A 12,714-nucleotide genomic window follows, 5' to 3' on the forward strand; every position below is an offset into this window, starting at 1 on the left:
TTAGCCCACATCACGTATTAACATACCTTTAAAAATGGCATCTTCAGCACCAATGCGAAACGTTTTATATTCGCGTAAGGTTTCTTTTTCTATGTTGCTAGGCGCGAATGCACTGATTGCTGAATAAGGATTTGGCGCTGTTTCTGTGGTTTTTACTCGATAGGAGTCATAGCCTAAAGTGATTCGCCACTCTTTACTATCATCGTCAAACACAACCTCTTCCAAGCCTAAGTTTTTAATATCTTCGTCTTGATAGAAATCATTAGCCAGTTTACGTGCAAGTTTTACCGCTTCGGTCACTTCAATCATGTCATTTAATCCTTTTAGCCATTTGATTTATTCTAAACCATTTGAATAAATAATTTGTATCAATCAATCTTCAACCAAGACCCTTCGCTTACCCGTCAATAACTGCTGCATCAGCGCCTTTTTCACTTATTAAAAATCTTTTTGTTTTAGGCTTAAAAAAATACAGCACTCTTACAATCAGGTTAAATACTGTATCGCTATTCACAAACGATCAAAAATAGACCCTTTATTAGGCGTGAAGAATTTCTCATAAAATTTAGTAGCATAATCATCTGTCATACCAGCGATAAAATCACAAATAACTCTCATTTGTGCAGATTCTTGAGCTTTTTCTACAACGTTCTTTCCTTCTTGCTCAAATTTCTCTCTAGTAGACTGTGCTAAATATTTCTCTGGATATTTTAAAGCATCATCTTTAGCCTCTGCCCAAATTTTCTTAGTAGGTTTTGGTAAAAACCGCTTCGGGTCTTCTGATAATACTTGAAATAGCTCTATTATTAACTTTTGACCTTTGAACTCAAGCTGCTGAACATTCTCATCTTTTATAACAATATTAAATACAATGTTAAAAATATGCTCTCTTAGCTGTTCAACTCTATTTTTTAATTTAACTTCATAACGTAATAATGGATTTCTACATCCTGAACCATTATCTTCAATAATCACATTAGTAATCATCAAGTGAACTAAACAGCCAATTGCGTTTTTTCTTTCATGACTAGCATTACTAAAAAGTCTCTTAGTAATGTTGTCAAATTTTAACTCATTATTACCTAGCTCATTTGCTAGGTTATTAAACAAGTTAGTTTTAGACTTAAAATGTTTTTCCCACTGCGCCTGATTAATCATACCCAATGATAGTGCGTCTTCCAAATCGTGTAAGCTATAAGAGATATTATCTGCTAGGTTCATGATTGAACAGTCAAGCGACTTAAAACAAGTTTTATTATGCTTCTTTTCTTCTGGTTTAGACTTAATGAATCTTTTCACGTCCTTAGAACTAAACCCTTCAAAAATAAAGTCCACAATATTTTTATCAGAATCATAATAACATTTAGGTGGCTTCTGTGAATTTGCTTCGAACAACCAATAGGGTGTATTAGTATCCTGCTTAGATTCGTAAAAACGATTATTTACTAAGCAGCCATATGAAGCTGGATACTTCAAAACGCCTAACAACATTCGTCTTGTAGGATTTAAGCCATGTTCAGCAGTATATTTATCCAACTTACCAAGAATTCTTAATGTTTGCCCATTACCTTCAAATCCACCATAGTCTCTCATACAGTAATTGAGAGCTACTTCTCCGCCATGACCAAAAGGAGGATGCCCAATATCATGCGCTAAACAAATTGCTGTAATTAAAGATATATCAGGCAAGTAATCCTTGTACTCTTTGAATTTTTTCTTCTTATTAAGATATTGAACAATACCTCGACCAATTTGTGCTACTTCCATAGAGTGTGTCAATCGAGTACGGTAAAAGTCGCTTTCACCCAAACCTAAGACTTGAGTTTTGGACTGTAGCCGCCGAAAGGCAGCTGAATGTATTAGCCTTGCTTCATCTCTATCATACTCACTGCGAACATCACCACGACGGTGGTCTGTAGGCTCTCTTCGCTCTTTCATTTTTTTCTTGTCAATACCATCAATCATCTATATTTCTCCCTTTAATTAAATTCAGCTTAAGTATATTCATATCAGCTACATAAAGGAACTTTTGTTTATATTAAACAACTACCCGCCTCTTACCCGTCAACAACTGCTGCATCAGTGCCTTTTTCTCTTGCTGAAAATCAGCCAATTGCTGCTCAAGCAACTCAATTTCTTTATCAGCATTGGTTAACACGGTGGCGATTTTTTGTTGTTCAGCAATAATTGGCACTCTAAATTTCATACTTTCAAATGAAGTTTTTGAAAGCTCTAAAAAGGTTGAGCCACTAGCTTGGCTAAATAATTTATGTTTGTAATACGTCAAAAGATAATATACGAATTCAATATTAGTTTTTTTGTTAGGAATAATGTTCTTGAAACCTTGGTTCGTACACATTTCATGAGAAGTAATTGTCATCTCTCCAATGGTCGCACGTGTACATACTAATAAAGAGCCTTTTGGTACTAACTTAGCCGAACTATTTTTAAGCCCTTCTTGTGTTATTTTTCTTAAACTAGAATTTATATAAAGACTACTCTGCTTAGTAATATCAGTAGGCGTAACCCAATCTATATCTCCATCCCAATACTTTTTATTTGATGTACTGGGTGTACCACCCGAATATATTTTACCTAGGCTTCCAATGGTTACTTCTTCCCACTCACCCTCAAACCTTTTCCCTGACTCATCAATTAAACGTTTTTTACCAGTAAGCAACTGCTGCATCAAGGCTTTTTTCTGCTGCGTACTATTGTCAATTAAACGTTCAGTAGTGCTAATCGCTTTATCCCAAGTGGATAGGATTTCGGCAATTTTTTGTTGCTCTTGGAAAGGAGGCACAGGTACTTTCAATGCCCTTAATACAGTTAGATTAAGAGCTGATTGAGAACTTCCAGAGGAAGAAGTACCAAACCTATTTTTAGCTATATCTGAATCTAGGTAATGAACAAGGAACTCGAAACTCTTTGTACGTATACGACCTAAATTTCTATGTATATTAGCGTTATTTAATTGTTCTGGAACAATTCCAATCCGACCCACAGTACCGACTAACGATATTAAAATATCGTTAGTTTTTATTTTTGAACGCTTATATTGTTCATCTAGTTCAGGTGAAATACGATGAAGGTATTGCGGTTCACTCAAATCCGATAACAAATCTTTTATTTGAAGAAGAGGTACGCCATCGGCGAAGTAATCTCCAGGTTTCAAAACTCCATACGTTATAGGAGCATTAGGCTCACACAACGATTCTAAAGTTGAATACTCCCAACCATTAGGCACCATAACCTAACTCCTTTAAAAACCCTGCCATCTCAGCTTCTAGCGCATCTAATTCAGCTTTTAACTCAAGACGCTCAGAGCGCACAGCAACCAAATCAATCTCAGCCTCTTCCTCAAAGGTATCGACATAACGGGGAATATTAAGGTTAAAGTCGTTTTCTTTTATTTCATCAAAGCTGGCTAGATAAGCATATTTATCAACATTTACGCGAGCTTTATAAGTCTCGATGATTTTTTGGATATTCTCAGGCGTTAACTGGTTTTGGTTTTTACCAGATTTAAACTCACGACTGGCATCGATAAATAAAACGGTGCTATCAGTCCTATTCTTTTTAAATAGTAAAATTGCGGCTGGAATACCCGTGCCAAAGAATAAGCTGGCTGGTAAACCTATCACCGTATCAAGTAAGTTTTCTTCGATGAGTTGCTGACGGATTTTACCCTCACTAGAGGCACGGAACAGCACGCCATGCGGCACGACCACACCCATGCGTCCAGTGCTCGGCTTTAAGGTTTCAATCATATGACTGATAAAGGCATAGTCGCCTTTAGTCTTCGGCGGTACACCGCGATGGAAGCGACCATACGGATCGCTACTGGCATCCTCATGACCCCATTTATCCAGCGAGAACGGAGGGTTGGCAGTCACCACATCAAACTGTAATAAATGCTCACCGTCTTTATCTAATAGCAGCGGATTACGAATGGTATCGCCCCACTCAATACGGTGGTTGTCTTCACCGTGTAGGAACATATTCATCTTTGCCAATGCCCACGTCGAGCCAATAGCTTCCTGACCAAATAGCGCATACTTTTTAGAGCCAGAGTTTTTGCGTACCATCGCCCCGCATTTAATGAGCAGAGAACCTGAACCACAAGCAGGATCACAGATTTGATCGCCTTCAACAGGCTCTAAAATAGTGGCTAGTAAATCGGACACTTCTGGTGGCGTATAGAATTCACCAGCGGTAGCACCACTACCCGCAGCGAAGTGTTTGATTAAAAACTCATAAGCATTGCCAATCACATCTAAGCTGCCGACGCGCTCAGTGCTTAGGTTTAGAATGTCTTTGCCAAAGTCTTCTAATAAGTGACGAAGCAGATCGTTCTTTTGTTTTTCTTGCCCCAGCTTATCGGTGTTAAAGCTAATATCTTGGAAGACGTTTTTAAGCTTGGTACCATTGGCTTCTTCTAACGCGTGTAAGGCTTGGTCAATACGTTGGCCGTTACCGGCTTGATGACGCTGCTCGTATAAATCCCAGAAGCTTGCGCCTTCAGGTAACACAAAGCGCTGCTTTGCCATCATGGCATGGATAAGCTCAGGGTTCTCGTTGCCAGAGCCGCCATATTGCTCAACCAGCTTGTTATATTCGTCTTTATAGACATCAGAGATATACTTTAAAAACAGCATGGTCAAGATAAAGTCTTTATAGGTATCGGCACTGATTACCCCGCGGAAGGTGTCACAGGCATTCCATACGGCTTTATTAATATCGTCTTGATTGATTTGGCTGGTGGGCATTCTTTATCCTTCAAAGCTCTGGAAATCGTTAATTGTTATATTGACGTAATGATAGCAGGGTCTAGGATACTTGGCAGATGTCATTGCTTAAAAATTCGATTATAGTAGACGTTTATATAAGCTATTTAATTAAACTATTTAAACCAGATATCTAATTAAACTTATTAATTAAAACAGAGGGACAAATAATGAAAAAACTAGGATTATATATCGCAGTAGGACTGAGCTTAAGCGCTTGCGCTAGTATGAATAATGGTACAGCGACAGGTAATACTGGCAACGTAGTAACCGAGTATCCCGTTGAGGCTGCGATGCTCAACATCTATACCAAAGAGCGCAGCCAAAAGTTAATGGCGGTGGTCGACAACCAAAATGTATCAGCAGAAATCAAAGTCACGCCCAAAGGCAGTATGGTGTTCAACAATAAACCCGTACAAGGTGCCGAAATAAACACGATCAATAAGCTGAACAATCAAATCACCAATCAATCAGTCGCTATCAACTACTTTACTCTGAATCCATTAGTGTTCCACGGCTTTACTGACAGCTCAGGTGAGTATTCGCTATCGACTCAAACGACCACTATTCCCAAGATGGCTACAGTTGGCGACTCTAGTAAACTGATCACTGAAAACGTGTATGCCGATAACAGTATGCGCAAAAGAATAGGCACGTATAGCCAAGACTGGTCTTTGACGCAAGATAGTAATAACACGGCATGGTTCTGTATAGAGACTTCAGAGAATCTACTACTCAGTTATGACCCTGATGGCGCCTCGTCAGAATGCTATAAAATCAATGCCCGAGGCGATATTTTAGATAGCAAGGTGACTATTCGCCAGCCTACTAAGTATGGTAATAAAACGATAGTTTTTACCAGTAAGTAATAAGTCTAAGGTTATTAGAAGCTTAATTGGTTTGCAATTGTCACTTAAGCTTTTGATGACCCCTAGCCTTTCCCCATAGTCATCGCACCTTGCAAGGATACCGTTTTTAATTAAATGTGAGGACGTCACAGCTCAGTGGCTCAATAAAAAGCATGGAAAGAATAACTACTAGCAAGCAGCGGTGTTTATTGCCAGTGAAGTCATAAAAGCCAATCAATCGTGGCAGATGAGCTTTGACATGCTATACCACCAATATTAATCAACTCCCAAAAGTGGACTAAATAACCGTCAAAATAATCGGTAAGCTTACAGACGAAGGCGAGACGGTATTGCTGTCTTTATATAGTAATAAAGTAAAAGCTGGCTTTCCAAGTCCAGCGACTGACTATGTGCAAAACCGTATTGATCTAAACACTCTGCTCATACGCCATCCAGCATCGACTTATCTGGTCGAAGTGGAAGGTGACAGCATGATCGATCTTGGTATCTATCCCAATGATATTTTAATCGTTGATCGCTCTTTGACAGCCTGTAATAAAGACATTGTGATTGCGCTAATAGATGACGGCTTTACTGCCAAACAATTGATATTAGGTGAGAACATTATATTGCGTGCGCATAACGAGAATTATGCGGATATCACGGTCCAAGGCTCGTTAGAGTTATTTGGGGTGGTGGCGAGTAGTATTAGACGGTTTAAGCGGTGAGGTAGAAAAAGAAAACCATCAGTCATGCGCCGCTTGCCATGCCCCCATTGAACCTAAATATATATCAAGATTTTCAAACCCCTGACTTGCGAGCCATCCTGCTGCTACTGTAGCTCGGGCACCGCTGGCACACATTAACGTATAGTGTCGACTCTGATCGAGTTCACGCCAACGTTCATTAAGATGCCCAACATAGATGTGCTGTGATCCCTCAATCGCAGTGGCATTTCGTTCATCAATATCGCGAACGTCAAGCAATGTCCAGCATTCAGCGTTATTAAGACGATCTTCAACCTCAGACGTGCCGATCATAGGGGTTTGTTGCATCTCCTCACCCTTGGCAGCAGCAGGCACAACGCCAACATAGCCACCCACTACATTGTCGAGGGCGATTCGCACCAGATGTTCCATGGCAGTGGCAAGCTGTTCTTCATTGGATGCAATCAGTGCGATGCTTTGTTCTTCTTGAACAAACCATCCGGCAAAAGCAGGAAGCATGTTCACAGGTAGGCTCATTGATCTGGGCAGGTGACCTGAGGCATAAGCCATCGGCTCGCGAATATCGATGAGATGATCAGCGCCACAGCTATTAAGTTGCTGGAGCGAAAGACTACGCGGCCGAATAACGGATGGAGGCGCATCGGCACCTTCCATATTAAGTCGTGCCATTAGTCGAAAATATGGGGGTTGGTAATGATTTTCGTTAACCTTAAAGTCAATGAAAGCATCACGGTCAGTAATCTGTAAACGCGGGTTATTCAATCTTTCATGGCCGACGGTGGAAAACTCGCGCTCTGCCATGCTTGATCCGCAGACTGACCCAGCACCGTGGGCAGGGTAAATAATGGCTTGATCACCTAGCGCTAGAATAGCTTGTAATGAGTCATAAAGCAGGCCTGAAACTTCTTTACGGCGATCAGGGTAGAAGTCAGTACGACCGACATCACCAACAAACAGAGCATCACCAGTAAAAACGCCCACAGCCTTTTCTGGATAGGCCTTGTCAAACAGCGCATAAGCAAGGTGGTCATCAGTATGGCCGGGTGTTTCTAGTACGTGAATTTCAAGTTGACCGACAGTGAAGTAGTCACCGTCATGTGCTGTCTGAGCATAGGCAATCGGTCTTTCTGGATTGGGGCCATGCAATACAGTTGCACCCGTAATTTCTGCTAAGATCGGCGCGCCAGAAACCAAGTCTTCATTACGATGCGTCTCGAAGATATGAGTGATTTCAAGTCCTGCTGCTCGGGCCTTCTCTACATATATCGCACAATCACGACGTGGGTCGATCACCGCGGCCTGACCGCCTGATCCCACTAGATAAGATAGGTGCGAAAGACCGGGTGTCTTGATCTTTTCTAATAGCATAGCTTTATCCTTATTATAATAATTTCAACCAAACGACTACTCTTGACAGATAAATACTATCAGCTAACTAGACCGTCGCTGGGCCATGAGAATTTATTAAATCTAGCATAAATCATCAACAGGCATCAATATACAATAACATATATTAACCTAATTTTTTTATATTGCTTTATAGCTACAAACCCACGTTTATAGTAATCGCATTTGTAACTATTGTTGTGCAAAAGCTAATAATGCTACTGTCATTTGTTTCATATCTATCAAGCTAAGCGGTATAATCTATTCCAGTTATCGTCGAATGAGACAATTTTGCAGAATGTGTCATATAAAAGTAGTTTTTTAGCTATACTATATATTTAGATAAAATTTCAATTATTCGTAATTTACATTTAGTTACATTAAAATTATCTTATAGTGATTTACAATCAATACTTAACCACTGCTGGTCTAATTGCTGGTCTGAACCGTATTAAAAATAAAATAATTCATTAAAAATCAATATCTTACACCAATAGTTTGACTTCCTCCTTCACCGCCAATATTCTTAATTCTAATTAAGTTTCCTGTTTTCCTATCTTGTCCCACCCTCTCCCAAACACGCTTCAAACCCAAAACCTATGGCTTATGTTGTCCTGTCTTCGCTTTTCAAAACTGTCCTATAGCATCCTATTTAAACCAATTATTACGTTGGTATAAAATTGAAAAGTAGCATTTATATCAATAGTTTTCTAGTTTTATATTCAGTTATACCTATGCTTACTTCAAATATCTGTTCAGTAAAGGCTTACGTTAATTTCTATAAGAAATACGAGCCACGCTTACTAATGTCAAAATTTTCAATTTTAGCCGTAGTGATTGATTATAAATCGGCCACTCGACATGGCTTATTTTTTAATAGGCATAGCTATAGACAGCTGAACTGGCACGACAAAAAGAGTGAGCGACAACCTGGCAATGAAAGAGAGGTACAACGCTAATATAGAGGTATGGTATTAACGGATGTTTACTCGATATTCTTAGCTATTATTAATAGGACTTAAAATTACTTTATAAACGACGACAATACAGCCAAATAAATATCCACTTTTTTATTACCTAATAAGCTGATATATTACCTATTCCGAATATATATAAAGTTAAGAGCTGCTTGTTAGGAATAGGTTTTACCCTGAATCTAGAAACTGAAGTAGCGCTATGATATTTCAAACCTTTTGATAGCTATTCATCAAAAAAGTGAAGGAGGAAAATATGATGAGGACTGGTGATAAACTGATATGTACGGGTGGTAACGTTTGTTATATACAAGGAGAAACCTACACGGTAGGCAAACTTGTGAACGAAAAATATTTTGAATTGATGACAGGCTCTACTGATGAGCACTGGTATGTAACCAAAGATGATGAAGGTATATACGTCCGCTTTAGTTCTATGAAAGATGAATATAGCGATGCTTGGTTTATTCAGGTAGGCAGCAGAAGTTATTGTGCTTGAACTAAGATTTTTAATGCTGGTATTACTATAAATCTGCTAACCTAAAGCCTTGCCATGGTCTTTATTTCACACAACTCTAAACCCATTTTAGTAATATCGACCCTACTAACTTCCGGGTTTCTAATATCGTTTACCCTTAAGAGCTGCCAACCCAAGCCGTTGTCGTTTTACTACTCCTGTGTAGCCTCATTCAGAAAGAATACGAGCATTTAAATAGCCTGAATCATGTCTATTAATCGTTATCATCTAATGTTTAGCATAAGTGTTGTCCACTACGCCACAAAATAGATTAACGGAGTAAATTGATAAATAAGTAGAGGATCAAATCTATGGTCATCAATGCACAACTGGCGTTCCTTCAGTACTAAACGCAAAGGCTTTGTTGCTAAAGTTACCGACCATGACCGCTTCAATGACTGGCGTAACCGTATCATCTATGCCTTCCACTTCAATAATGAAGTTTGCGCCTGAGCCGCCCTTATCTTCTTCCTTCTCCACAATATAATTTAGGGTACCCATTGCGGGTAGCTCAATAGTATTTTTTAAATATGATTTTACAAAATTGCCAGCAGTATCATAATAGTCGATTTTATTGATATAGAGTGATTTTTTTAGCGTGGTATTACGTACGCTTAAGGTCGCTGATAATAGGACTTTGCGATTGTCTCTATCAGTATAGATATCTGAATAGATCGGTACATAGAAAGTTTGTTTATAGCGAAATTGGCTACGATCAACCACTGATTTCATCTCAAGCTCTTTGATCGGGTCTTGATGCTTCTCTGAAAACATGGTGTTTGGATCTTGTATCGATTGATCACAGCCTGACAATAGTGCCAAAACTGCTATACATAGGACGGATAGGCGGCGCTTATTCATAATATTCCCCTTCATCATTTCATGTATATACTATTTCAAATAGCGGTCAGTTAATTTTTCAACCCGCTAATGTACTTTAACCCCAACACTACGTAAGAACTGATTGATATGTTTGTTAGCGCCATAGACTACCAGCACATCTTTATCTTGTAGCACTTGTTCAAGGGAGGCTAAGCCTTGAATGTTGGGCTTACTTTGAGCGCGTCCAAAGCTGTCTTCATAATGCTCATAACGCATAGTGCTCAGTAGTTTGATACTAAATTTTTCTTCCAGCTGTAAGGCAGCCACTGTTTTGCCAATCAAAGCGTCTGGAATACTAATCTCAACAATACTAAAGCTATCAGTCAAGGAAAAGGAGTCGACGAAATAACGTAGCGATAGCCGTTTTGCCCAGCGCTTTGCCGATTCTTTTTCGGGATGAAAAATGTCATCGACCCCAATCGCTTGTAGCACTTTTTCGTGCAGCGGGTTGATACTGCGGCTGATTAAACGCTTTGCTTTTAAGGTCTTAAATAATGCCGTCGCCATGACATTAGCGCCTTGGTCTTCACCAATTGCCACCACCACAATATCCGTATCGATAATCGGTAGCCCATTGACCGTATACTCATCGGTTGCATCCATACAAATAGTGTGCGAGATAACTTCTTTATAAGTTTCAACTTTTCGCATACTACTGTCAATAGCAATCACTTCATGGCCTTGGCTGGTGAGCGCTATCCCTAGTGATGAGCCAAAACTTCCTAAACCTGCAATGATGTATTTCATAACCTTCCTTCGACAATCGAATAATAAATTCAGCAGGCTTTAGTTAATAGTAATCTCTTCAGTCGGATAACGATAGTTACGTTGACGCATATTTTTGAGTAACGCAATAAAGAGGGTCAACATACCTACCCGCCCAACGAACATAATGACTGAGACCACAAGCTTGCTAAAATCTGACAGCTCAGTCGTTAGATTCAAGCTTAATCCCACTGTGCTATAGGCAGAAAAACACTCAAAAACCACTTTAATCAAATCAAGCTCAGGTTGATCGTAGCTAATTAGTGTCACCCCCAATCCAATGACCAATAACGATAACCACATGATCGAAAATGCTCGGCGAATGGAAATGTCCGCAATTTCACGTTTGAATACTTCAACCTTAGTCTGGCCTCGTGCGAGGCTTAAAGTATTTAATACCGCAATGGCAAAAGTGCTGGTCTTGATACCGCCACCCGTTGAATTAGGAGACGCACCAATCCACATCAAAAATATCGTCAGCATAATAGTCGGAAATGCCAGCGCATCCATATCAACAATATTAAACCCTGCAGTTCGAGGGGTAGCTGCCGTGAATAATCCCGCTATTAATTTGCCATACCAGCTACTATGCTCAGCAAGGATACCGTGGTATTCAAACATCATAACCCCAATTAGCCCGATTAATAATAAAGCGCCAGAGGTAATTAGAGTGATACGACTGTTAATATTGAGCAGCCACGGCTGATAGGTATAGCGCGGATCATTATGGTAAAGCACCCTTTGGGTACGGTGACGCAAATAGCGCAGCAGATTGACCACAATCACAAAGCCCATGCCGCCAAATAAGAAGGTGGCACCAATAATCAGTTGTAATGGATAATTAAAACGTAGCGCCTCATCGTATAAACCGACACTAAAGGTAGAAAACCCCGCATTACAAAATGCAGATACGGCATGAAAGGCCGAAAAGAATAGCCGCTCAGAGAGATTCATCCCCGGTAAATCATAAATGCTGATATAAATCAAAATAGCAGCTAGCGCCTCGACACCAAAAGTCACGTATAAGATAGATTTAAGGGTAGTAACCATATCGCCCATACGCGGCGAGTAAGTCATCTCACTGATACTCAATTGGGTTTCATAGCTGACGCCGCCTTTAAAGAAGTAGCTAAAATAAGTCACAAAGGTCAGGATACCTAAGCCACCAATTTGGATAAGACCTATAATAATCATTTGCCCAAAGGTGGTAAAACGGGTCGCAGTATCCACCACAATAAGTCCAGTCACACAAACAGCACTGGTAGCAGTAAATAGCGCATCAATAAAAGAGATGGGCTGAGTGGTCGCATTGGGCATCATCAATAGCAACGCCCCAACCAACACCACTGATAAGAAACTCAAGATAAAAAACTGTGCTGGATTTAAAAAGGCGTGGTTAAGGCTGAAATTATTATCAGATATTTCACGAATAAAGGTGACAAATACGGCAACCTTAATCGCAATAAAACCATCTACCGGCATCGATAGCCCTGATTGCCATAAGGCCGTGAAATGGACCACCAGCAGCATGACAATCGCCATACCAGTCAGCAAATCAAAAATTGCTACCTTATTCACGACCAGTGGTAATTTTCGACGAATATAACGCCCTACCGTGGCAACAAACCCCAATAAAATGATCGCCAAATAGAAAATATGAAAAAGGTGCTTTAGCCACGTTGATAGTGTAAAACCACTATCGACTAAAGCGACTCCCACCCCAATAATGCTGACGACAATAGTAAATTTATTCAACAACCGATACGGTAGAGCTGGGTGCATAGCCTGAATCCATTAAAGGGATAATTAATTCCAACCATATTTTTG

The 12,714-nt window shown here is 39.8% G+C and carries 11 protein-coding genes; 3 read left to right on the forward strand and 8 right to left on the reverse strand.

Annotated elements, in window-relative coordinates:
• From U1P77_RS10490 to U1P77_RS10505, 4 genes are all read right to left on the reverse strand, one after another.
• Positions 1-309 (reverse strand): hypothetical protein, encoded by a 309-nt coding sequence (locus U1P77_RS10490; RefSeq protein WP_321154942.1) that lies wholly within the window; start codon positions 307-309, stop codon positions 1-3.
• Between the two features lie 201 nt (positions 310-510).
• Positions 511-1,965, reverse strand: coding sequence for an anti-phage deoxyguanosine triphosphatase (locus U1P77_RS10495; RefSeq protein ID WP_321154943.1), 1,455 nt, complete (start codon positions 1,963-1,965; stop codon positions 511-513).
• Positions 1,966-2,038: 73 nt separating this feature from the next.
• Positions 2,039-3,250, reverse strand: coding sequence for a restriction endonuclease subunit S (locus tag U1P77_RS10500; RefSeq protein WP_321154944.1), 1,212 nt, complete (start codon positions 3,248-3,250; stop codon positions 2,039-2,041).
• Positions 3,240-4,769 (reverse strand): type I restriction-modification system subunit M, encoded by a 1,530-nt coding sequence (locus tag U1P77_RS10505; protein ID WP_321154945.1) that lies wholly within the window; start codon positions 4,767-4,769, stop codon positions 3,240-3,242. Before U1P77_RS10505 ends, U1P77_RS10500 begins: the two co-directional genes overlap by 11 nt.
• A 188-nt stretch (positions 4,770-4,957) precedes the next feature.
• Here U1P77_RS10505 and U1P77_RS10510 point away from each other — a divergent pair, with 188 nt between their 5' ends.
• Together U1P77_RS10510 and U1P77_RS10515 are read left to right on the forward strand one after the other, a co-directional pair.
• Positions 4,958-5,656: a hypothetical protein gene (locus U1P77_RS10510; RefSeq protein WP_321154946.1), complete on the forward strand. Its 699-nt coding sequence runs from the start codon at positions 4,958-4,960 to the stop codon at positions 5,654-5,656.
• Between the two features lie 329 nt (positions 5,657-5,985).
• Positions 5,986-6,363, forward strand: a complete 378-nt coding sequence (locus U1P77_RS10515) for a LexA family protein (RefSeq protein WP_321154947.1) — start codon at positions 5,986-5,988, stop codon at positions 6,361-6,363.
• A gap of 18 nt (positions 6,364-6,381) precedes the next feature.
• On the opposite strand, the gene U1P77_RS10520 is transcribed toward U1P77_RS10515, so the two are convergent.
• Positions 6,382-7,731 carry an MBL fold metallo-hydrolase gene (locus U1P77_RS10520; protein ID WP_321154948.1) on the reverse strand — a complete coding sequence of 450 codons (1,350 nt, stop codon included), beginning with the start codon at positions 7,729-7,731 and terminating at the stop codon, positions 6,382-6,384.
• Between the two features lie 1,248 nt (positions 7,732-8,979).
• Between U1P77_RS10520 and U1P77_RS10525 the strand changes: the two genes are divergently transcribed.
• Positions 8,980-9,222: a hypothetical protein gene (locus U1P77_RS10525; RefSeq protein ID WP_321154949.1), complete on the forward strand. Its 243-nt coding sequence runs from the start codon at positions 8,980-8,982 to the stop codon at positions 9,220-9,222.
• A 336-nt stretch (positions 9,223-9,558) separates the two neighbouring features.
• On the opposite strand, the gene U1P77_RS10530 is transcribed toward U1P77_RS10525, so the two are convergent.
• The 3 genes from U1P77_RS10530 to U1P77_RS10540 all read right to left on the reverse strand — a co-directional run bounded on the left by U1P77_RS10530 (position 9,559) and on the right by U1P77_RS10540 (position 12,669).
• Entirely contained in the window at positions 9,559-10,101 is a 543-nt protein-coding gene (locus U1P77_RS10530) for a DUF3124 domain-containing protein (protein WP_321154950.1), read from the reverse strand.
• A gap of 66 nt (positions 10,102-10,167) precedes the next feature.
• Positions 10,168-10,869, reverse strand: coding sequence for a potassium channel family protein (locus tag U1P77_RS10535; RefSeq protein WP_321154951.1), 702 nt, complete (start codon positions 10,867-10,869; stop codon positions 10,168-10,170).
• Between the two features lie 39 nt (positions 10,870-10,908).
• Positions 10,909-12,669 carry a TrkH family potassium uptake protein gene (locus U1P77_RS10540; RefSeq protein WP_321154952.1) on the reverse strand — a complete coding sequence of 587 codons (1,761 nt, stop codon included), beginning with the start codon at positions 12,667-12,669 and terminating at the stop codon, positions 10,909-10,911.
• Positions 12,670-12,714: the final 45 nt, after the last annotated feature.

Origin of the sequence: Psychrobacter sp. LV10R520-6, assembly GCF_900182925.1 — a bacterium.
In the GTDB taxonomy this organism is placed as follows: domain Bacteria; phylum Pseudomonadota; class Gammaproteobacteria; order Pseudomonadales; family Moraxellaceae; genus Psychrobacter.